Source organism: Bradyrhizobium sp., from assembly GCF_049586575.1.
Lineage (GTDB): Bacteria > Pseudomonadota > Alphaproteobacteria > Rhizobiales > Xanthobacteraceae > Bradyrhizobium.
In genome coordinates, this window is record NZ_JBAVCF010000466.1 from 1 (window position 1) to 22277 (window position 22277).

22 protein-coding genes and 1 pseudogene are annotated in these 22277 nt (G+C 60.6%); 7 read left to right on the forward strand and 16 right to left on the reverse strand.

Annotated elements, in window-relative coordinates; genetic code table 11:
- Positions 1-1764, forward strand: a 1764-nt coding sequence (locus WB528_RS18010) for a putative bifunctional diguanylate cyclase/phosphodiesterase (RefSeq protein ID WP_423889751.1), incomplete at its 5' end; no start/stop codon positions are given.
- A gap of 82 nt (positions 1765-1846) precedes the next feature.
- On the opposite strand, the gene WB528_RS18015 is transcribed toward WB528_RS18010, so the two are convergent.
- The 9 genes from WB528_RS18015 to WB528_RS18055 form a co-directional block, all read right to left on the reverse strand.
- Positions 1847-2353 carry a hypothetical protein gene (locus WB528_RS18015; RefSeq protein ID WP_423889752.1) on the reverse strand — a complete coding sequence of 169 codons (507 nt, stop codon included), beginning with the start codon at positions 2351-2353 and terminating at the stop codon, positions 1847-1849.
- 227 nt (positions 2354-2580) lie between these two features.
- A complete protein-coding gene (locus tag WB528_RS18020; RefSeq protein WP_423889753.1) occupies positions 2581-3045 on the reverse strand; it encodes a RidA family protein in 465 nt (154 codons plus the stop codon).
- A 15-nt stretch (positions 3046-3060) separates the two neighbouring features.
- Complete coding sequence (locus tag WB528_RS18025; protein WP_423889754.1) at positions 3061-3621, reverse strand: amino acid synthesis family protein; 561 nt, start codon at positions 3619-3621, stop codon at positions 3061-3063.
- A gap of 1 nt (position 3622) precedes the next feature.
- Positions 3623-4600 (reverse strand): amidohydrolase family protein, encoded by a 978-nt coding sequence (locus tag WB528_RS18030; protein ID WP_423889755.1) that lies wholly within the window; start codon positions 4598-4600, stop codon positions 3623-3625.
- Between the two features lie 2 nt (positions 4601-4602).
- On the reverse strand, positions 4603-5307 hold the full coding sequence (locus WB528_RS18035; RefSeq protein WP_423889756.1) for an ABC transporter ATP-binding protein: 705 nt from the start codon (positions 5305-5307) through the stop codon (positions 4603-4605).
- A complete protein-coding gene (locus tag WB528_RS18040; protein ID WP_423889757.1) occupies positions 5300-6028 on the reverse strand; it encodes an ABC transporter ATP-binding protein in 729 nt (242 codons plus the stop codon). The genes WB528_RS18035 and WB528_RS18040 overlap by 8 nt, the downstream gene beginning before the upstream one ends.
- Positions 6025-6990, reverse strand: a complete 966-nt coding sequence (locus WB528_RS18045) for a branched-chain amino acid ABC transporter permease (RefSeq protein WP_423889758.1) — start codon at positions 6988-6990, stop codon at positions 6025-6027. The genes WB528_RS18040 and WB528_RS18045 overlap by 4 nt, the downstream gene beginning before the upstream one ends.
- Before the next feature lie 54 nt (positions 6991-7044).
- Entirely contained in the window at positions 7045-7929 is an 885-nt protein-coding gene (locus WB528_RS18050) for a branched-chain amino acid ABC transporter permease (RefSeq protein ID WP_423889759.1), read from the reverse strand.
- Between the two features lie 49 nt (positions 7930-7978).
- On the reverse strand, positions 7979-9247 hold the full coding sequence (locus tag WB528_RS18055) for an ABC transporter substrate-binding protein (protein ID WP_423889760.1): 1269 nt from the start codon (positions 9245-9247) through the stop codon (positions 7979-7981).
- A 124-nt stretch (positions 9248-9371) separates the two neighbouring features.
- Between WB528_RS18055 and WB528_RS18060 the strand changes: the two genes are divergently transcribed.
- The gene (locus WB528_RS18060; RefSeq protein WP_423889761.1) at positions 9372-10283 is read left to right on the forward strand and encodes a LysR family transcriptional regulator; all 912 of its coding nucleotides are present in this window, start codon (positions 9372-9374) and stop codon (positions 10281-10283) included.
- A 23-nt stretch (positions 10284-10306) separates the two neighbouring features.
- On the opposite strand, the gene WB528_RS18065 is transcribed toward WB528_RS18060, so the two are convergent.
- From WB528_RS18065 to WB528_RS18090, 6 genes are all read right to left on the reverse strand, one after another.
- Positions 10307-11176, reverse strand: a complete 870-nt coding sequence (locus tag WB528_RS18065; RefSeq protein WP_423889762.1) for an isocitrate lyase/PEP mutase family protein — start codon at positions 11174-11176, stop codon at positions 10307-10309.
- A gap of 19 nt (positions 11177-11195) precedes the next feature.
- Positions 11196-11996 carry an ABC transporter permease gene (locus WB528_RS18070; RefSeq protein WP_423889763.1) on the reverse strand — a complete coding sequence of 267 codons (801 nt, stop codon included), beginning with the start codon at positions 11994-11996 and terminating at the stop codon, positions 11196-11198.
- Positions 11993-12754, reverse strand: coding sequence for an ABC transporter permease (locus tag WB528_RS18075; protein ID WP_423889764.1), 762 nt, complete (start codon positions 12752-12754; stop codon positions 11993-11995). Before WB528_RS18075 ends, WB528_RS18070 begins: the two co-directional genes overlap by 4 nt.
- A complete protein-coding gene (locus WB528_RS18080; RefSeq protein ID WP_423889765.1) occupies positions 12751-13542 on the reverse strand; it encodes an ABC transporter ATP-binding protein in 792 nt (263 codons plus the stop codon). The genes WB528_RS18075 and WB528_RS18080 overlap by 4 nt, the downstream gene beginning before the upstream one ends.
- Before the next feature lie 10 nt (positions 13543-13552).
- Positions 13553-14569, reverse strand: a complete 1017-nt coding sequence (locus WB528_RS18085) for an ABC transporter substrate-binding protein (protein WP_423889766.1) — start codon at positions 14567-14569, stop codon at positions 13553-13555.
- Positions 14570-14630: 61 nt separating this feature from the next.
- Positions 14631-15512, reverse strand: a complete 882-nt coding sequence (locus WB528_RS18090) for an isocitrate lyase/PEP mutase family protein (RefSeq protein WP_423889767.1) — start codon at positions 15510-15512, stop codon at positions 14631-14633.
- A gap of 314 nt (positions 15513-15826) precedes the next feature.
- Here WB528_RS18090 and WB528_RS18095 point away from each other — a divergent pair.
- Positions 15827-16732 (forward strand): annotated as a pseudogene (locus WB528_RS18095) (NAD(P)-dependent oxidoreductase); the annotation flags it as partial.
- 85 nt (positions 16733-16817) lie between these two features.
- On the opposite strand, the gene WB528_RS18100 reads toward WB528_RS18095, so the two are convergent.
- Positions 16818-17204, reverse strand: coding sequence for a carboxymuconolactone decarboxylase family protein (locus tag WB528_RS18100; RefSeq protein ID WP_423877780.1), 387 nt, complete (start codon positions 17202-17204; stop codon positions 16818-16820).
- A 224-nt stretch (positions 17205-17428) separates the two neighbouring features.
- Between WB528_RS18100 and WB528_RS18105 the strand changes: the two genes are divergently transcribed.
- From WB528_RS18105 to WB528_RS18120, 4 genes are read left to right on the forward strand one after another with little or no spacing between them, the layout of a single operon-like run.
- A complete protein-coding gene (locus tag WB528_RS18105; RefSeq protein ID WP_423889771.1) occupies positions 17429-18364 on the forward strand; it encodes a branched-chain amino acid ABC transporter permease in 936 nt (311 codons plus the stop codon).
- Between the two features lie 3 nt (positions 18365-18367).
- Positions 18368-20146 carry an ABC transporter permease subunit gene (locus tag WB528_RS18110; RefSeq protein WP_423889768.1) on the forward strand — a complete coding sequence of 593 codons (1779 nt, stop codon included), beginning with the start codon at positions 18368-18370 and terminating at the stop codon, positions 20144-20146.
- A complete protein-coding gene (locus WB528_RS18115; protein WP_423889769.1) occupies positions 20133-20840 on the forward strand; it encodes an ABC transporter ATP-binding protein in 708 nt (235 codons plus the stop codon). The genes WB528_RS18110 and WB528_RS18115 overlap by 14 nt, the downstream gene beginning before the upstream one ends.
- A gap of 39 nt (positions 20841-20879) precedes the next feature.
- Entirely contained in the window at positions 20880-22133 is a 1254-nt protein-coding gene (locus WB528_RS18120) for an ABC transporter substrate-binding protein (RefSeq protein ID WP_423889770.1), read from the forward strand.
- Positions 22134-22277 lie beyond the last annotated feature (144 nt).

Sequence of the window (22277 nt, forward strand, 5' to 3'; positions counted from 1 at the left end):
GAGCAGACTCGTGCTCTGTTGTGGGCCGCCTGCGCGACGGCAGGCGTGATCTCCCTGATGCTTTGGTTTGTTACCCTGCATCTGAAGCGGCAGCACCGGAGGCTGGATGTTGCGGTAAATCATATGACCCAGGCGCTTCTTCTTTTCGATTCGTCTGAGCGACTGGTGATTTGCAACCGCCGCTATCTCGAGATGTTCGGGCTGTCCTCAGACACGATCAAGCCTGGCCGCCTCTTGCGAGATATTGTCCAATACCGAAAGGAAAACGGAACGTTCAGCGGCGACGTCGATGAGTACTGCAGGATGATCAAAGAGGCCCGCAGGGTCGGCGAAGTCTCCCATAACGTCGTGCGCATTCCCGACGGACGATGGATGCAAGTTGTCAATCAGCCTCTTTCCGAGGGCGGCTGGGTGTCCACGATCGAGGATGTAACGGAGCAACGCCGATCCGAAGAGCGAACCATCAAGTTAGCCCATTACGACACGCTGACCGATCTGCCGAACCGGGCCCTCTTCCTCAAGCGGCTCGAGGAAGAGATAGGCCGATGCAGCGATGACAGCCAGCTTGCAGTACTGTTTCTGGACATCGATGAATTCAAAACCGTCAACGATTCGCTTGGCCATCACGTGGGCGATGAATTGCTGAGATCGATGGCACGAAATATTCACGCATGTCTCGAATCGAATGAATTCGTGGCGAGGCTCGGAGGAGACGAGTTTTCCATTTTGGCCTCGGGCGTCAAGGGCAGGGACGATGTGCCGGCGCTCGTTCACCGCATCCATGAAGCCATTCGTCAATCGCATGATTGCGCAGGACATCAGCTCACGGTCGATTCCAGTATCGGGATCGCGATAGCGCCTGCCGACGGAAGCTCCTCGGACCAGATTCTGCAAAATGCAGATCTAGCGATGTACGAAGCTAAATCGTCGGGCCGCAGAACCCACCGCTTCTTTGAGGCCGGCATGGAGAAAAAGGCCAAGGAGCGCCGGCTTCTTGAAACGGAACTGCGAAAGGCCATCGAGGCCGGGCAAATCGACGTTTACTATCAGCCGATCGTCGACCTGCACCATAACAAGGTCGTCGGTTGCGAGGCCTTGGCCAGATGGAATCACGCAGAACGCGGTTTCGTTTCGCCTGCTGACTTCATTCCGGTGGCGGAACAATCCGGTCTGATCGATCACCTCGGCGAGTACGTTCTCCGGAAGGCCTGCCGAGAGGCAGCAAGTTGGCCCGACCACATCAAGCTGGCGGTCAACGTTTCGCCTATCCAGTTCAAAAGCGGTCTTCTCGCGCTGAGGGTCGTCTCTGCGCTTGCGGAAACCGGATTGTCGGCTCGCCGGCTTGAATTGGAGATAACCGAAGCCGTGTTGATCGGGGACGATGAGGCTGCCCTGAAGATCCTGCATGAGTTGCGGGCGATCGGCGTCCGCGTTGCGCTTGACGATTTCGGGACCGGATATTCCTCCCTTAGCTACTTGCAGCGCTTCCCCTTTGACAAGATAAAGATCGACCGCTCGTTCGTGTCCAGTTTGACCCGGGAGCGCGGATCGTCAGGCATTGTGCGAGCCGTCGTGGCCATGGCTTTTGAGCACAAGATGATCACCACCGCCGAAGGCGTCGAGACCGAAGAGCAGCGAAGCATGCTTCGACATCTCAAGTGCGACGAGATGCAGGGATTTCTGTTCAGCCCCGCGCGGTCAAGCGAAGACATCAGAGCGTTTCTCAGCGCGAATGCGTCGGAAGGGCTGGTAAGCGTCGGCTAAGCATCGGATAATTCCAGCTCGCCGCGTCCAAGTCGACGCGATTCAAGATAGCGCCGCGGCGGTCTCATGCCCGCTGTCCCGTCTATTGGGCTGAAAGCTCGCGCAAAGCATTTTTCAGTTCCTTGAAATCATTCAGCGCTTTGCACTTCTTGAGAAGTGGACCTACTTCTTTGTCGCGTTCCACGCTTATGGAACGCAACATCGTTGCTACCGATCTTCGGGCCTCTTCTTCAAGTTCCAGCCTCTTTTCCGATTGCAATGGCTTCGCAATCGCCGATTCAATCTCCATGGTTGCTACCTGGGCCTTAACGTAATTCTTCTTAACCTCGACATTGGAAGTCAGCGTTGAAAGACCTCCATACATAAGCGAACACTCGGAAAAACGGCGCACCACCTTTTCGCGCAGTTCCGGGCCCTCCTTGCTTTCTTCGATGGCCCGATCTATCGCCGATGTAAGGTCCATCACCGCCCATGTGGTGTCACCGTCAGCGAGTTGTGCGTGAGCAAGGCGCGGCGAGACCAGCAAACACCCTGCCAGGAACAGGCCGAGGAGCGGCAGCAAGCGTATCCTACGATAGTTGAACACCACTGGTTCCCCAAGTTTGAAACGGAATCGCAGGGATCCCGAACGATGCGTTGTATCGGATTTAACCGGCATCTTTGTTGCAATGCAAGCAACCCGCGGGATGCGCGGGCTGGCCTTTCCGGCGTTATCTTGCGTTTATCGGGAAGTCCACCCGGCACCGTGGCGAGATCGCCATGGCGACCACGGGCTACATGACGGCGGGTTGAACGTTTCCTTGGGTCATTGAAGTCTTACTTCCCCGGCGGAAATGCGGCAATCATATCCAGCTCGATACGGGCGCCGGGCGTCGAAAGCTGATTGATGCAGATCGTCGTGCTGGCTGGCGTCCACGATCCGAAATATTCCTTGAGCACGGCGACCATTCCGTCCTGATCGCGGATATCGGTCAGGTATTTCGTGACCTTGACGACGTCGGTCCAGGTCAAGCCCTCGTGCTCCAGAATGGTCTTGATCGTCTCCATCGCGCGGTGGGTCTGGTCTTCGATGCGGTTCGGGTGATCGTGCTCGGAGATGACGTGCGGATGCTTGTGATAGAGCGGCGATGGCGTCGCGCCCGAGATGAACAGCAATCCGCAGGGGCTTTCGACCCGCATCGCCGGCGCGTATGGCATGTCTACTCGCCGTTCCGGCTCGGTCTGGATTTCCTGGATGTTCGGATTGGTGGGCGAGGCCTGAAAAGCAGGTTTCCTGGTCATAATGACTCCGAGCTATTAAACAGTCAGTGCCGGCGGCACGGCACCCGATTTCGCGACGCGCGGACGCGGCCGGCCGCCATCCGCCAGTGCAACGACCACCACGATCTCGTCGGGCCGGGGCGCATTGGGAACCATGGCGCTAAGCGTGTCAATTTGATCGAACGACCAAACATCGTCCTTGTGCCCCAAGGGAATATCGATCGCCGAACCAACGCCGCCGATCTTCACGTTCGAAGGAATGATCGCCTGCCCGCCTCCGATCGCCTCCCGCATCGGCTTGCCCATCCGCGGATGGAGGATTGCTGCCGCATGCTCGATGTCGCCCGACGTCCCCACGATCGCTGCTTTCCCATAGGAGATCGCGGGCCCGGGCAGGAGTGCCTGCGCCTCCTTGACCAGCCGCGCGCCGAGATCGGCGCCGAAGGCAACGAGCTCGGAAAGATCGTCCAGCGCGTGACCGGCCGCCGGGTTCGCGATGACGGCGCAGGCCGCAACCCGCGTGACGGGTTTGAGCGCGGGCAAACCGCCTTCCGCAAACACGACGTCCTTGCAGAGCCAGATGCGCCTGATGTCCATGTCAGCCTCCTATTAGCCGTTCGAAATTACCTTCCAGCACGAGTTTGGCCTGATCGGCCGACAAGGCGTTGCGAACGAAGATCACCGGATGCGGTTCGCCAAGCGGGAAAGGCGAATCGCTGCCCAGCATGATCTGCTCGAGCGGAATTACCTCCGTCACGTAGCGCAGCATCGCCGGCTCGAAGCAGATGGAATCGACGTAAAGCTGCCGCAGATAACCGCCGACCGGTTTGGTCAGGGTACGCTTGAGCTGGGGGTTGGTATCGACCTCGCGCTGCATACGCGCCCGCAGGGCTGGGCTGAACGCCCCACCGTGGGCGCAGACCAGCTTGAGCGTCGGCCAGCGGTCGAGAAAACCCGAACAGATCATTTTCAGAATATTGATCGTGCTGTCGAACAGATAGCCCGCGACGATCGTGAGCTCATATTCGTTTGTCCGGTCCTTGCCCAGGGGGTCGGCCGGATGCACGAACAAAGGAACGCCGAGATCGACGGCGGCCTGGAAGATCGGGGTAAATTTGCTGTCGTTCAGATAGAGGCCACGAACGTTGGAGGCGATGTGGCCGCCGATGAAGCGATGATCGCGGACGCAGCGGCGTAGCTCACGCGCGGCCGCCTCCGGATCCTGCATCGGCAGCAGCGCCCAGCCGCCAAAGCGGGTGCGATCCGGCGCGATCGCCGCCGCCAATCCGTCATTGAACGACACCGCCGCCTCGACCGCGAGCGCCGCGTCAAGATGATAATCGATGAACGGCGTCGCGAGCGACAACATCACGCGCTCGATTCCGTCGCGCTGCATTCGCTCGACCTGCTTTTCCATGTCGAAAAAGGTCGTGTTCAGGCCGAAGTGCATGCCGCGGATATCGAGATCGATCGCGTCGCCTTCCTGCCGTTTGATCGCGATGGCGAACTCGGAGCGCGAACGCGCGAACTTGAAGAACTGATCCGGAACGTAATGGCAATGGATATCGGTGATCATGACTAAAGTCCCAAATAGGCTGTCTTGAGCCGGTCGTCGTTGAGCAGCGCAGGGCCCTCGCCCTCCATGGCGATCCGCCCGTTTTCGAGAACATAGGCGCGGTCGGCCGTTCGCAGCACGTGGTGGACGTTCTGTTCGACGATCAGGATGGTAAGGGCCTTGCGGCGCAGATCGGCGATCAAATCGAACAGGAGCTTCACATAGATCGGCGCGAGCCCTTCGGTCGGCTCGTCGAGCAGCAATACTTGGGGCCGCGCCATCAGCGCCCGGCCGATCGCCAGCATCTGCTGTTCGCCGCCACTCATCGAGCCCGCGATCTGGCTGCGCCGCTCGGAAAGGGTCGGCAATAGCGCGAAAACCTCCTGAAGGGATTGCGCCATCGCTGCGCGCGCCGCAGGTGCGTAGGCGCCGACTTCGAGGTTTTCGAGCACCGTCATGAAAGGAAACAACCGCCGCCGTTCGGGCACCAGCACAAGGCCTTTGGAAGGTCGATCCCACGGCGCGAGTTCCTGGATGGGCGCACCGTCCAGCAATACTTCGCCCCGGCATGCGGTTCGCAACCCCGCCAGCGAGAACATCAGTGAACTTTTGCCGGCGGCGTTGGCGCCGACCAGGCCCACGATCTCACCGGTTTTCACAATGAGGTTGATGCCGTGCAGCACCTGCACCGCGCCATAGAATGCATCAAGGCTTTTTACCTCAAGCAAGCTGCATCTCCTCGCCGAGATAGGCTTTGACAACCAGGGCATCGCGGGCCACTTCAGCCGGCGCGCCTTGCGCGATCACATTGCCGCGGTTGATCACCACCATGCGCGTCGCCGTCTTCATGATCGCGTATAGAACATGCTCGACCCAGATCACGGTAATCCCGCGCCCCGGCAGGCCGGCGACGATCTCCGTCATGGCTCCGACCTCGGTCGGGGTCAGGCCCGCCATGATCTCATCGAACAGCACGAGCTTCGGCCGCATCGCGAGCGCTCGCGCCACTTCCAGCCGTTTTAAAAGCCCGACCGTCAATTCGCTGGCCGGCCGGTCGCGATAAGGCGCCAGTCCAAGGTCGCTTAACGTGCGATCGGCCAGTTCGCGCGCACCCGCCACCGACGGCTCGCGCAGAAAGGCTGAGATCATCACGTTCTCGATGACTGACAATTGCCGGTAAGGCTTCGGGATCTGAAAGGTACGGGCGACGCCGGCCCGCGCCATGGCATATGATTTCCATCCGGTGGCGTCTGTGCCGTCGACCACGATTTTGCCCCCGGACGGCGACATGACGCCTGCGATCAAATTGAACAGCGTGCTCTTGCCTGCGCCATTCGGCCCGATCAATCCGAGTAGCTCGCCGGCCTGCACCGCAAAGGACACGTTATCGACGGCGCGGGTCGCACCAAATGTCCGCGTGATGCCTTGAATTTCCAGTAGCGCGCTCATGGTTGCGGCTTTCGTGGCTTAAGTTTTTCGAGCGCACCGGCTATTCCCGTCGGGAAATACAGCATCACGACAATGAGCCCGACGCTGTAGATCACGAGATGCAATCCGGCGACGGCATTGCCGAGGTTGGCGCGAAGTAATTCCGACAGCGGCGTGATCAGGAACGAACCGAGGATCGGCCCGATGGCGGTACCAAGCCCGCCGACCGCCGGCAGTAACGCAAACTGAAACGACAATTCAGGCGAGATCACATACGTCGGATCAAGATAGAGAAAATACTGGGCGAAAAGCGTGCCCCCGACCCCGGTCAGAGCCGCACTCAGCGCCATCGCCAATGAGCGGCCTACGAGCGGATTGATGCCGGCCGCCGCCGCAGCCTCATCATTATCTCGAATGGCGAACAGATAGAATCCAAAGCGTGACGCTTCGAGCCAGCGCGTGATTGCGTAAACCACCAGCAGATAGACCAGCGTCAGAGCCTCATAAGCGGTCTTGGAGCCCAGCACCATGTTGGCGAGGTCCGGCATCGGTGGGATCGACAGGCCTTCGGCCCCGCCGGTCACCGACGACCAGTTCAGCGCGATGATGCGCACGACTTCCGCGAACGCCAGCGATGAAAGGATGAAGAACGGTCCCTTCAGTCGCGCGCAGATCAGCGACAGCACCGCGCCGGCCATGGCAGCAGCCGCGGCTCCGGCAAAAATCCCGAGCCACGGCGTAATATGATAGCTCTGAAACAGAATGGTCGACGTGTAGGCGCCAATTCCAAAGAACGCGGCGTGACCAAACGAGATCAATCCCGCGCAACCGCCGGCTATATTCCAGGCAAGCGCAAGTCCGGCAAACAGGAATGACAGAACAACCACGTCCTGCAACGTCGGCAGCAGGCCAAAAGCGACCCAGGCCACGCAGCCCGTAAGCAGGATGATCTCAAACCACGAAAGCCGCCCGCGTTGGGGCATTCCGCATATTCCCGACAACAGATGCGTTTTCGCGGGCAGCGTCGTCATCTGGCGTTACTCATTCATCCCGAGCGTGGCTGCGCCCTTTTGACCGAGCAGGCCGTTCGGCCGAAAGATCATGACCAGCAGGAACAGCAGGAAGAAGAACAACTGCCCGAACGCCGGCGCGACATAGTAGGCGCTCACCGATTGCACCACGCCGACGCAGAAGCCGCCGAGCAACGCCCCTTCGATGCTGCCCATGCCTCCGAGCACGACGATCACGAAGGCAATCAGCACGAAATTCAATCCGACGGTCGGAAACACCGAAAACAGCGGGATCATCACGCAAGCCGCGAGTCCGACCAGTGCCGAGCCCGCGGCAAACGTGATGAGAAAGATTTTCGGAACCGCAATTCCCATCAATTGCGCAGCCTCGCCGTCCTGCACGGTGGCGCGAATGGCCTTGCCGAGAAAGGTATGCTTGAGCAGCCATCGCAAGGCGATCGTACAACCGAGCGTAACGATAAAGCCGATCAACAGCTCGCCCTTGATATAGATGTGGTCGATCACAATCGAGCGGGCAAAGATTGGAGGGACGTCGCGGAGATCGGCGGTCATCGCCATCAGCGCGACGTTCTGCAAGAAAATCGACAGGCCCATGGTGGCGAAAACCACCACCAGATGTGGCTTCTCCAGCGCCGAACCGATGACGAGCCGATACACCAGCGCGCCGAACAGGAACATCGCCGGGACGACGGCAATCGCTGCAACGTACGGGTTGAGGCCGAGCAGTTTGCTGAACGCCCAGGCGCCGTACATCGCAATCATCAGGAATTCGCCGTGGGCAAAATTGACGACGCGCAAGACGCCGAAAATCAAGGTGAGGCCGATGCTCATCAGCGCGTAGATGCTCCCGATCAGAAGACCGGAAATGACGAGCTGGACGATCGTGCTCACATGCGCGTTCCGCCGGCTGAGCAAAGCACGTCAGCCGCCTGGCCCGGAATCAACGCTTGCTCCAGTCCGGGAGCGGCACCATGATTGGCGGATGCGTTGCGAGCGCAGCCGGGAAGACCTCCTCGTTGCCGGTCTTGGTCCATTGCCATACGCCGATCGAGGCGCGCAGGTTCTGGCCCGCATCCTTGGGATCGTCGGGCCAATCAAAATTAGTGAACTTGATGCCGCTGCCGTTGACCAGCGATCCAGCCGGCAGATCGAGCTTCAGTGCGATGTCGCGCAATTCATCCGGCTCGAACGTCTTGGCCTTCGGCAGCACGTCCGTGAACAGCGCCCAGATTGCCGAAAAACCTGCCGCCGCATGTCCGGCCGGCGGCCGCTTCATCTTGGCTTCGTAGCGTTTGTAGAATTCGTCGGCGACTTTCCGTGTTTCGGGCGTCAGAACAGCGGCGTTCACCTTCGGCGGAAAGTCGGCGACAAAGATGCCGTTCACGGAATCGCCGATCGATTCCCGCAAGTCAGGCGACGAATAACCGGCGCTGACCCCGATGAAAGCCGCGACGTTGAAATCAAGTTCCTTGGCCTTGCGCTGGAACAGGATCGCGTCATTGGGAAACGAGATCGCAATCACGATGTCGGGCGCGACATCCTTCAGTTTCTGCACGATGGGCGTCATGTCCGTCGCGGTCTGGTCATAGCCTTCGTCGTAGGCAAGCTTGATGCCTTTGCTTTGGGTATAGGCGCGAATGCCGTCACCGACGGATTTTCCGAAGGCGCGGTTCTCCCACAACAAGGCGATCTTGAGCGTATTGACCGGCTTGTTCAGCCGCTTGGCGAGGTCGTCGACGATGAAATCGACCGCAGCCTGACCGTATTTGCGCGCCGGCGCGCCGACCTGGAACGTGTGCTTGAAGCCGCGACGCGTGATGATTTCGGCCGCACCCGTCGTCTCCCAGTGGAATACGCCGTGACGTTCCGCCGCCTGACTGACCGCAATCGCGATCGGGGAGGCAAAGGACCCAGTTGTGATTTTGATGCCATCCTTGGTGATCAAGCGCTCGGTCTCGCTGATCGCGGCGTTCGGCGTGTTGGCGTCGCCCTGCAGATATTCGATCTTGCGGCCGTTGATCCCGCCGCGCTCGTTGATCATGTCGCGGGCAATCTGCATCGCCTCCCAGTTCTCAAGACCGTTCTTGGCGAGCGGGCCGGTCAGCGGCAACAGAACGCCGATGCGGATATTTTCCTGCGCCTTAGCTGAAATCTGCGCCGCCAGAAGCAGAGACGCAAAAATGATGCAGATTTGCTTGAGGCCCCTCATGATCAGCTCCGCTACGCGCCATTGCGAGGCAAAAGCCTAACAATCGCACTAGCATGCATCAATCGAATTTTTGCGATACAATCTATTCAACAATCGTATAGTTTGAGCCGCGGGAGGGTTGGCCATGGACCAGCGGAAGATCAAGTACTTCTTCTCGGTGGTCGAACACGGCAATCTCTCCAGCGCCGCGCAATCGTTGCGTGTGTCGCAGCCGACCCTAAGCCGGCAGATCCAGGCGATCGAACAGGAGTTTCAGATCCCGATCTTCGTACGGGGCGGCCGTGGCATGTTGCTGACCGAAGCCGGAAAGCAGCTACACGAGGGCCTGCAAAGCATCGAACGCCAGTTGCGACTGCTCAAGACCGGCGTGACCGCCGTTTCCGTCGAGCCCGCAGGAGAGGTTGCGTTCGGAATACCGCCCTCGCCGCGCGGCCTGATCGCGGTGCCGCTCATCAAGCAGTACAGCCATGACTATCCGCGCGTCGCGATCCGTCTCGTTGAAGAGACCAGCGGTCAATTACGCGATCTCGTTGCGAACGGAATCCTCGACCTTGCCATTACCAATACGACGGAGCCGACGCACGGCACCGTGTCGCAAATTCTCGGCCGTGAGCGGCTGGTGCTGGTAGGCCCGGCCGGCGCCAGGCTGTCGATGCGAAAGGAGACGCCAATCAGGGCGCTTGGAGGCCTGCCTTTAATCCTCACCATGCGGCCGAACAGTTTGCGGCTGATGGTCGAGGACAGGCTTGGCGTACACGGCCTGACGGCCAATGTGCGCTTCGAGGCGAATACCTTGCCCTTGATGACCGATCTCGTCACCGCAGGACTTGGCTACACCGTACTCCCGATGTGCGGCGTGCGCGAGCTTCTGAAGCTGAAGCGCGTTTCCATAAGCCCGATATCCGATCTCTTCGTCACATGGTTGTCGGCGCGGCCTAAATCCCGGCCGCTTGGCGTGGCCGCAGAGCGCTTTCACGATATTCTTTGCGACTTCAGCCGCAAGCTTATATCAAAGGGCGTTTGGCACGAGGCTTGAGATGGTTGATCGTTCCAGGTGCATCACCCGCCGCGATATCGGCGTTCAAGCTCGTCATATTTCGGTTTGGAGACGGTCTGCTGCCGGATCGCGAAAGAGGCCAGACGATCGGCCACTGAAGCGAGCGAACCATCCTGCTTCAGCGCCATCAAGACTTCGTACGACGCCTTGAGCGCTGCCTGTAAGGCCGCATTCGCGTAGAGCACGCAGCCAAAGCCGAGTTCTGCAAATTTCTTTCGGCCCAATTCCGGTGTACGCCCGCCAAACACAATGTTGGCGACCTGTGGCACGGAAAGGCTTTTGGCAATCTGGGCCAGTTCCTCGGCTGAGGTTGGCGCTTCCACGAAAGTCACGTCGGCACCGGCTTCGATCATGGCTCCAGCGCGGTCGATCGCCGCCTGAAGGCCGAGGACTGCGCGTGCATCGGTGCGCGCCACAATCTGCAGGTCACCATCCCGGCGGGTATCGACGGCGGCCTTGACCTTCGCGAGCATCTCTTCCAGCGGCACGATCTCCTTGCCGTCGAAATGACCGCACTTCTTCGGAAAGACCTGGTCCTCGATCTGTAGTCCGGCTGCGCCCGCTCGTTCCAGTACCTTCACAGTGCGCACCATATTGACCGGATTTCCGAAGCCGGTGTCGGCATCGACCAGCAAGGGAACGGCGACCGCATCCGAAATCGCCGCGACCTGGTTGGCGATTTCGGTCAGCGTGGTCAAACCGATATCGGGCGCGCCGAGATACATGTTGGCGACCCCGGCGCCGGTGACATAGACGGCTTCATAGCCGAGATCCTCGATGATCCGCGCGAACAGCCCATTGCCGGCGCCAGCGAGAATCGTCGCCTCGCGCCGGTTGAAGATGGCCTTTAAAGTCGTCGTTGGCCTTGTCATGCCGTTCTCCTGTTGCGGCCTATCGGGCCGCAGTGTCCGGTCGTCCCGCGAAGCGCCTCCCGGCGCGCAACATCATCGTATTGGCCAGGATCGCGACCGCGACGATGACGGTCACGATCGCCGTCGACAGCGGCACATTATTTTGCGCCATGCCGTTGACTAGTAGAAAGCCAAGGCCGCGCTGCGACGAAAACATTTCTCCGATCAGTACCCCAAGCAGGCTTAGTGAAAAACTGATCCGAAGGCCGTTGACGATGTCAGGCAGACAGGCCGGCACCAGTATCCAGCGCATGGTGCGTTCAGGCGAAAGCCGCAGCACTTTTGCCGTGCGAACCAGCACCGGCGGCAAGTTGCGCACGGCGCCTAATGTAAACAAGGTCATCGGCACTAGCCCGTGCATGACGCCGAAGGCCACTTTGGCGGACATGCCGAGACCAAAGAGCAGCAACACAACCGGATAGAGCGTCACTTTTGGGATGGTATAAAAGCCGGCGAGGATCGGCTCCGCGACTTCGCCGGCAAAGCGCCTGACGCCAAGGATCAGGCCGAGCGCCAGGCCGAGCAGTGCCGACAGCACGAAGGCCAGAAGGAACGCCTCCAGCGTCGCCGCGGCATGTTCCCAGAACATGCGGGTGTGGAGCAGGCCGAACAGATACGCCAGCGTTTGCAACGGCGGTGAAACCGCCATGCCCTGCGTCCAGCTGCCGATCGCCTGCCATAGCGCCAAAATCACCAGAGCAAGCACGACAGCGTCAAAGGCGCGAACGCGGCGGCGCGGATCGAGCCGGGGTTGGTTATTTTGCAGCGAGAGGTCGCTCATCCCTGTGAACGGCGGCGCGCCAGCCGCCCCTCCCAGACATAAAGAATTCCGTTGGCGGTCACTGCTATCAGCAACACGAAGAGCATCACGCCGTACATCGTGCGATTGTCGAAGCTCTGATAGGCGAAGGAAATGGCGTAGCCGAGGCCGGTGCCGGAAAGGATGAATTCACCTGCAATGACACCGATCAGGGCATAGCTGAGCGCCAGTTTGAACCCGGTGAAGAGATGCGGCAATGCCGCGGGCAATATGATCCACCACAGCGTCTGCCCCGAACTCAGGCGGTGCACACGAGAAAGCTTCATCAAGACGGGGGCAACGCTGTCGAGCCCCGATAGCGTTGAGATCACGACCGCCGGCACGGCAGAGAGAACGCCCAGCACCACCAGTGGCGCCTTGCCGAGCCCGAGCAACGCCACCAGCAGCGGATAGAAGATGAAGGTTGGCACCGAATAGTAGGATGCGAGCAGCGGATCGGCGACATCACGCAGCCGCGGCAAGCGATGAATCAGCGCGCCGGCCGCCGTGCCCAGGACGACGGCGAGCAGGAAGGCGATAGCGATGGTCGAAAACGTCGTCGCGATGCTCGCGTTGAGTTCCCCGGAGCCGATCTGACCGACCATCGAGGCGACCATGTCGCTCGGAGGGATAATCGTCAGGGAATCAACGACGCCAGTGCGGCAGGCGATTTCGAGCAAAACGATCGATGACGCCAGGATGGCAGTGCGCACGATCAGGGCGGCGCGCCCCGGCCTCATGCCGCCCGGCCCATGGTCTTGAGCGATTCTTCGCGAAGCGAAGACCACAGACGTGCGGTCAATGCGCCGAATTTCGGATCGCTGATGACGCGGCTGTCACGATCGCGTGGCCATTCTGTTTCGACCATATCGATGAAGCGGCCGGGCCGCGCGCTCATGACGCCAACCCGGTCCGACAACATCGCCGCTTCGTCGAGCGCATGCGTGATGAGCAGCACGGTCGCGCCCGTCTCACGCCAGAGCCGCAATAACTCATCGCCCATCAGTAGCCGCGTCTGCTGGTCCAGCGCGCCGAAGGGCTCGTCAAGCAGGATCAGCCGCGGACGCAGTACCAGCGTTCGGGCGATGCATACCCGCTGCCGCATGCCTCCTGAAAGTTGCGCCGGATAGTGACCGGCAAACTGCGCAAGCCCCATGAAGCTGACGGCTTGATCGACGCGGTCGGCGACTTCCTTCTTCGGCAAGCCGGACGTGCGCAAGCCGAACGCGACATTCTGCCGGACATTCAGCCAGGGCATGCTCGAATCTTCCTGGAATACGACGCCGATGCCATCGGGAACTTTGCCGCGCAATTCTCCACCCTCGAAGTGCACACTGCCGCTGGTCGGACGAACCAGGCCGGAGGCTACGTCGAGCAGGGTCGACTTGCCGCACCCGGAGGGACCAACGATGGAGAAAAACTCGCCGCGGCGAATTTCCAGGTTGACGGGGCCTAGCGCCTGGACGGCAGACGGTCCTTCATAACGACGGACCACTTCGTTCAACGATACCTGCGACTGCTCGGTCACCGCCGTCCCCTTATTGCGTTGGACGCAAATCCGCCGGCAGATACGACGTGTCGACGTATTTCGGCCAGTCGACATCGCCCTTCATTTGTCCGGTGATTTGAAGGCCCTCGACCATGTGGTTCATGCTCGGGTAATCGAGCCGGCCATCGCTCCAGTAATTCAGCTTGATCAATTCGCGGACGTGATTGCGAAAGAGTTCGATGTTCGGGTTGTTGTACGCCTTGGCCGTGATGTCGGCAGCCTCATCGGGATGGTCGAGCGCATAGGCCAATCCTTCGCGGCGCGCCACGATAAGGCCCTTGATGATGTCAGCGTGAGCCTTGGCATATTCCGCGGTCGTGATCATCACGGTCTGCATCATGCGCGGATCAAGCGTGTCACGCACCATGAACAGTGGCTTCACCAACTCCTTGTTCTGGGCGTAGATCAGTTCGTCCGAGAAGCCTGCATCGACCGCGCCGCTGCCGACGGCGGAGATGTTGGCGCCGAGGTCGCCAGCCGGCACGAGTTTGACCTGTCGCGGCGTTATACCGTTGGCTTTCAGCGCCATCAGGATCAACATATTGCTCACCGAGCCCGGCGCCGTATAGGCGATTTGCTTGCCAACGAGATCCTTGATGCTCTTAAGCGTCGAATCCTTTTTCACCAGCCACATCTGGTCGGCCACGGACCATGCCCCGGCACCGATGATGATGAGCTTCTGGCCGGCATTGATCGCCTGAACGGCGGCCGCCAGCGACACCTCGCCAAAGGGAATGCCGCCCGCTAGCGTATTGCGAACGGCGGTGCCGCCGCCTGCCGCGGTCAGGATCCCTGTGACGTCCACGCCATTCTTCTTGAAGAAGCCCTTCTCCATGGCGACCGCATAGGGAACGCCGTAGAACTGCCCTCCCCAATGCGTCACCGTGATGGTCTCGGCCTGCGCGCTCGAGGATTGCCAGGTCGCGATGATCGCGGCCAATCCCAGCAGAAAACCAACCCGTCCGAAAACCTGTCGACGCCGGAAAAACAGTTTTCCCTGTGCCATGGCATTATCCTTCTATGGGTTCAGCGGAAGATTTCCTGATCGAGACATCCAACTATTAGTTTCAGCGCTGGCTCCCGCTCAGGCCGTGACGTTTTTCGAAGGCGTGCACGGCTGGGAAACCCATCAATTGATTCATTTCGGAGAACGGCAGCATGGGAGCCGGGCTGCCTGTGCCGATCCCTTCGGCTTTCAGATGGCGGTAGACAATCTGTAAGGCGCCGGCCGCCGTCAAAAACCCGGAGCCGGGATAAAGCGCGATCTTGAAACCCATGGCCCCCAATTCAGCCGTCGACAGATACGGCGTGCGGCCGCCTTCGACCATATTCGCGAGCAGCGCTGCTCCCTTGAAGGTTTCGACTATGCGACGCAATTCCTCCAGGCTCTCCGGGCTCTCGACGAACAGCACGTCGGCGCCCGCTTCCAGAAAGCGTTCTGCCCGGAGCAACGCAGCATCCAGTCCTTCGGCATAGCGCGCATCGGTTCGGGCCACGATCAGAAAGTCACGGCTCGGCCTTGCGTCGACGGCAACGCGGATTTTGGCAACCGCATCGTCGGCTGGAATGACGCGGCGGAACTCGGTGTGGCCGCACTTCTTGGGAAATTCCTGGTCTTCAAGTTGAATGCCGGACGCGCCCGCCGCGGCATACCCGCGAACCGTGCGATCGACATTCAACAATCCGCCATAGCCGGTATCGCCGTCAGCCAGAAACGGAAGGCTCGTTGCACCTGCAATGCAGCGCACACGGTCAAGCATCTCGCTAAAGGTCGCGGTGCCGGCATCGGCCACGCCAAGCGCAGAGGCAACAACGCCATATCCTGTCATGTAAAGCGCGTCGAAGCCGGAACTTGCCGCCATCCTCGCCGAGATGCCGTCAAAAACGCCCGGAAGCGTCAAACACCCATCGCGTTGCAGCAGCGCACGAAGCGTAGTTGCTCCTGCCAAGCCGTCCTCCCGTTTCCCCGGCGGCGGCTCCTGAGAACCACCTGCCCTTGTTCTTTTCGCGACTTGTTCTTTTGGTTCTTTCAGATTTGGTTCATTCAGACTTGGAATTCTGACGCGAAGTCACGACAAAGCACAAGACTTCGATTGGTAGAGCCTACCCCGCAAAAATCAATCATTCCAGGCACGCCGCGCCATTCCAATCTGCTCGACAGATTGATCGGCGTCAGATTGTCTGTCAATATTAACACCGCACAGAAAACGGCAAGCACTCGGCCTCGTCTGACGGTGGTGGGGCACGCGACCGCGAAGGGGAGTTATGGCGGATGGAATTGGGATTTATCGGTCTCGGCCAGATGGGCAGACGCATGGCGATCCGGCTGCTCGATGCCGGCTACAGCCTTACCGTATTCGATCGCGATGAAGCTGCCATCAAGCCGCTGGTCGAACGCGGCGCGCGAAGAGCGGCGAGCGCTGCGGAAGTAGCCGCAGCCTCAGAAACCGTGCTGATGAGTCTGCCGACGCCTGACGTCGTGCGCGATGTCGTGTTGGGTCCGGACGGCGTCACCGCCTCCAATCGCACGACCATGCTGGTCGATCTTTCGACCACCGGACCGCGCATGGCGACGAACATCGCCGCTGAGCTCGATAAAACCGGACGCATCACCCTCATCGACGCGCCGGTGAGCGGAGGCACCGCCGGCGCCGAGAAGGGCACGCTGGCCGTGATGGTCTCCGGTGACAAGCACGTCGTCGAGATGCTGCACCCCGTCTTGACCGTATTCGGCAAGGTGTTCCTGTGTGGCGACAAGCCCGGCATGGGCCAAACACTCAAGCTCGCCAACAACATCATTGCGGTAGCGGCACTTGCGATTTCCTCGGAGGCGATGGCGATGGGCGCCAAGGCCGGACTCGATCCCCAGGTCATGATCGACACCATCATGGCCTCGAGCGGCGGCAACGTCGCGTTGCGCGACAAGTTCCCCCGCGCAGTGCTCACCGGTACATTCGACTTCGGCTTTGCAACCGGCCTTTCCTACAAGGACGTCCGGCTTTGCGTCGATGAGGCCGAGGCCATGGGGGTTCCGATGGTGGTCGGAGCCGCCGTGCGGCAGATCATGGCCGTTACCAATGCCACGTTCGGATCCGACAGCGACTTTACCTCCGTCGCGCGGCTAGTCGAGGGATGGGCCAAGACGAAGATCCGCTCGCGACCCTCATAACGAAATGGAACGCTGCAAACATGTGCCGGCCGCAGGCGATGGCGGCCGGCAAGCGGCTTCAATCCTTGGCGGCCGAACAGCAAGGTTACTTGCCCTCGGCAACTTCCTTCAGGGCTTCGCGGGCGTTGCGAAATGCATCGATACCCGAAGGCACACCGCAATAGACCGCGACCTGAAGGAATATTTCCTTGATCTCCTCGACCGTGAGTCCATTCTTCAACGCGCCCTTGACGTGCAGCTTGAGTTCGTGCGGCCGGCCCAACGCGCCGAGCATCGCCAGGTTGATAATGCTGCGCGTGCGCCGATCGAGCCCGGGCCGGGTCCAGAGAGCGCCCCAGCAAAACTCGGTTGACCATTCCGCCATCGTGCGGGTGAACTCGTCCGCGCCCGCAATCGACTTGTTGACGTAGTCCTCGCCAAGAACTTCCTTGCGGACCTTGAGACCCTTTTCGAACAGTTCAGTCTTGCTCATGATCGACCTTCCCTATTGGATGAGAATTTCCGCGCGGCTCGAATTGATTTGAGCCCTGTGCGCGGAGCGACTTCTTGAATTGCTGCCGTCACCCTAATCCCGAGCGCGCCCGACTGTCGACTGCAAAATCTTCTGCTTGACAGATTGACAGACAATCTCAACAGTTGGGCTGGCGTGGCGAGTGAGCCAGCCGCAATCCAGAGAGACCGCCGGTGACCCAATTCATCGAGAGCTTTCTGCAAGCCTTGGCCGCCGGACTATTGATCGGCGCGGTCTACGGCCTGATGTGCGTCGGGCTCGGGCTCATATTCGGCGTCATGCGGGTCATCAATTTCGCGCAAGGCGATTTCATGATGCTCGGCATGTATACCGCGTTCTATATCTTCACGACGCTCGGCATACGCGCCGCCTTCGGCAACGTGATCGGGCCGTTTATTTCGATTCTGCTGGCCGGCCCTGTCCTCGCGGTGTTCGGCTACGCCATCCACGCCCTGCTGATCTCCCGGGTGTCCGGTACAAGGACCGCTTCGCTCGAGGGCGAGGGTCACTACGCGCAGTTGATCCTGACGCTTGGGATCGCACTGATTCTGCAAAACGGCGGCCTGATCGTGTTCGGCTCGGTGCTGGCTTCGATCCGCACTCCGTTATCGAGTTCGGCTTGGGAACTGGGTCCGTTTTTCGACATGAGCATCTTCATCAACAAGGCGCGCGGGATCGACGCGATCATCTCCCTGGTCACGATGGTGCTGCTTAGCTTGCTGATCACACGCTCGCGGATCGGCAAATCGTTGCGCGCAGCCGCCGACAATCCGACCGCCGCAACCTATATGGGGATCGACGTCGATCGCGCGCATCGCGTTGCCTTTGCGCTCGGCACCGGCATCACGGCCATCGCGGGCGGCCTGCTCGCCACCAACTACCCGTTTCACCCCTTTGTCGGCCTCGATTATGTGATCGTCATGTATGCCGGCGTCGTACTCGGCGGCATGGGCAGTATCATCGGCGCTTTCTGGGGCGGCATGACTATCGGGCTCGTGCAGCAAATGTCGACCATCGTGCTGCCGACCCAGTTGCAGAATGCGGCGATCTTCGTCGTCTTTCTCCTGATCATCTTCTTCCGCCCGCAAGGTTTCTTCGGGCGGATGGTCGAGAGGACGTAAGCGATGTCTTCCCGGCGCTCGATCGTTTCCATCGCCGTCTTTGCCGCCATCTACGCCGCGATCTCTCTGACGATCACGAACTCCTACTACCAGTTGATCATGACGCTGGTGCTGGTTTGGGCCGTGTTCGGCCTGTCATGGAATCTCCTCAGCGGCTACACCGGGCTGATCTCCTTCGGTCATGCCGCCTTCTTCGGCATTGGCGCCTATACGACGGCGCTCGGCCAGATCTATTTCGATTTGTCGCCGTGGCTGTTGATCCCGATCGCGGCCATGCTCGGCGGGCTCGCGGGCCTGCTGATCGGCTTTCCGACCTTTCGCTTGCAAGGACACTACTTTGCATTGGCGATGCTCGCCTACCCGCTCGCCATTCTCTACGTCTTCGAATGGCTCGGCTTCCAGGAAATCACTCTGCCCATCAAGCGCGACAACCCGATCGCCTACATGCAGTTTGCCGATCCAAGGGCTTACACGCTGCTGGCGCTGGTGATGCTGGTCGGCGCGATCCTGCTCACGCGAACCGTCGAGCGCGGCCGGTTCGGCATGGCGCTCTTGGCGATCAAGCAAAACCAAGCGGCAGCCGAAGCGGCCGGCATCAACACGCTAGCCTGGAAGCTGCGTGCCATCAGCTTGAGCGGCGCCGTCGCGGGCGCCATTGGCGCCTTTTATGCGGTGGTGCTGCTGGTGGTCACGCCGCAATCGGTGTTCGGCATGCTTGTTTCCGCGCAGGCGTTGACGGTCGCCATGTTCGGCGGCGTCGGCACGGTATGGGGCCCGGTGATCGGAAGCGTCATCCTGATTCCGCTGGCCGAGGCGCTCAACGCGGAAGCGGGATCGCGCTTCCCCGGCATTCAGGGCGTCATCTACGGGCTGGCGATCATCGGTGTGATCCTGGTTGCGCCCGACGGCCTGTTCTGGAAGGTCCGCGATATCCTGCGCCGATGCAAGCTGCCACTTCCGTCGGCCGAGGCGACCTTTGCTCCGGTGACAGCAACAGTGACCAAGTTGCCGGTCTCGACGCGGCGCGATCAGTCCTCCGGACAGATGGATGTCGTTCTCGAGGTCAGCAATCTCTCACGTTCGTTCGGGGGCCTGAAGGCCGTCCAGAACGTCAGCTTCAAGCTCCACCGAAACGAGATCCTGGGCATCATCGGTCCTAACGGCGCAGGCAAGACCACGCTGTTCAATTTGCTGAACGGCTTTCTGCGACCCGACACTGGTGAAGTCCTGGTCGAGGGACGCGACATGTTTGCGCGCAAGCCGCACGAACTCTGCGAAGCTGGCGTGGCGAGAACATTCCAGATCATGCGCCCCTTTCCGCGCATGTCGATTGCCGACAACGTCGTCGTCGGAGCCTATGTCCGGGCCAAGACCGACGCGGAGGCGAGATCGCTCGCCGCTGACGCGATCGCGCGGGTCGGGCTTTCGCCGATCGCCGAGCGTATCGCCGGCGAACTCTCCACCAAGGAACTACGCTTGATGGAGCTGGCTCGCGCGCTCGCAGGCCAGCCGCGGATCCTCCTGCTCGACGAGACGCTGGCGGGTCTCGGTCACGATGAGACCGACGAGGTCGTCGCCGTGATCCAGCGCCTGGCGCGCGACAACATGAGCATCGCCATCATTGAGCACACGATGCAGGCAATGGTTCGCCTCGTTGACAATTTCCTCGTGCTCGACCATGGCGCGGTCCTCGTTGAAGGCAAGCCGGACGCGGTGACGCGCGACACTCGGGTCATCGAGGCCTATCTCGGCAAAAAATGGGTGGCCCATGCTGCGCATTGATCGGCTCTCCACCGGCTATTCGGCGCGGCCGGTCCTGAGCGGCGTATCTATCAATGTCGATGCCGGCCAGTTCGTCGCTATCATCGGCCCCAACGGCGCCGGCAAGACCACGCTGTTCAGGACGATATCCGGGATCCTGCGCCCGAGTGCCGGCACCATTACCTTCGAAGGCCACGACCTTCTGTCGATTGCGCCGGCACGGCGTCCACATCTCGGCATCGCGCATGTGCCGGAAGGCCGACAGGTGTTCCCGTCACTGACGGTGTTGGAGAACCTCGAAATGGGCGCGATGACCGAGGCCGGCCGGCGCGACTGGAAGAACAATATCGAGCGCATCTTCGAATGGCTTCCTGTGCTTGCCGAGCGCCGCGCACAGTTTGCCGGAACCCTGTCCGGAGGCCAACAGCAGATGCTGGCGATCGGCCGCGGCCTTGCCTCCTCTCCAAAGCTCTTGATGTTGGACGAGCCCTCGATGGGGCTTGCGCCGGCCACCGCCGATCTGATCTTCGACCGGTTGATCGAGATCCGCCGCCAGACACAGTTGACGATCCTGCTGGTCGAGCAGCGCGTTGCGGAAGCGCTGGAATCGGCGGACCACGGCTATGTCCTGGAAGCCGGCCGTGTAGCGCTCGAAGGCGACAAGCAGACACTGCGCGCCGACGATCGTGTGAGACGAGCCTATCTCGGCATGTAACAAACAAATCAACAACGAAAATCTGGGAGGACTGAGGACATGAGCAAGTACATGAGCAAGTACACGGGGACAGCGGCAACGGTTACGCGCCGGACGGTGCTTTCGGGTGCGGCGGCCTTCGGTTTGTCTGGCGTCGTGCGGGCCGAGCCACAGGCCGAGGTCAAGGTCGGGCTTCTGGTGCCGATCTCCGGCATGTATGCGCGGCCCGGCGCCGTGATGCGCGAGGGCGCCGAAATGGCGGTTGATCACATCAATTCGCAGGGCGGCGTCAAGGCGCTCGGTGGCGCCAAACTGAAGCTTGTTGTGCTCGACTGCGGCGACACCACCGAAAAAGCCAAGAGCGCGGCCCAGCGCATGGTCGCGCAGGAGCCGGACCTCGTGGCCGCCAGCGCCGCCTATTTGAGCTCGTTCACGCTCGCGGTCACCGAGGTGACCGAACGGGCGAACCTTCCCGTGCTCACCCTCTCCTACTCGGACCTGATTACCGATCGCGGTTTCAAATATGTATTTCAGACCTCCGCCACCGCGGCATCGCAAGCCAAACAAGCACTGCCGCAAATCATCTCTCTCGCACAAAGCGCCTCGGGCAAGAAGCCGAAGACCGTCGCGATCGTCACCGATAATACCGGCGCGTCGGTCGCTTCCGCCAAATCGATGCGCGAGGGCCTGCTCGCGGCCAACGGCTTGCAACTCGTCCTCGACGAGACCTTCACGCCGCCACTGGCGGACGCGACCTCGCTGGTGCAAAAGGTCCGCTCCGCGAAGCCAGATCTGTTGTTCTTCCTGCCCACCGTCATTTCCGACGCGAAGCTTTTGCTGGAAAAAATGAACGAATTCGGCATGGGCCAGGGCAAGGTGCCGACCATCTCATTCGGCATTGCGATTGCGGAGCCCGATATGTTGCAGACGGTCAGTCCCGAACTGCTCCAGGGCGTTCTGACCTGTGTCGCAAGCTGGGGCACAAAAGGCCATGAAGCCCTGATGGCCGAGCTGAAGAAGCGTTACAACGAGCCGTGGATGACGCAAAATGCGATTTCCACCTATGGCGATATGTGGGTGATCAAGGACGCGCTGGAGAAGGCCGGAAAGGCCGACCGGATCGCGGTCGCTGACGCGCTTCGCACCCTCGACGCCGGGCCTTCGAAATATTATCCGCTCGGCGAGATCAAGTTCGATGAGAAGGGCCGGCGCATCGGCGCCGGCATGACCATCGTGCAATGGCAAACCGGCATCCCCGTCACGGTCTTTCCGCCAGAGCTCGCTTTGGCCCAGCCGATATGGCCGAAGAGCTAAGGTGCAGCCGGCAATCCAGGGAGAAACGATGGCGACGTTGTCGGACAAGTGGGCTCTTGTGACCGGTGCGACCGCAGGCCTTGGGTTTGCGGTTGCCGAGAGTCTGGCCGCCGCCGGCGCGAGCCTCGTCCTGCACGATCTCGT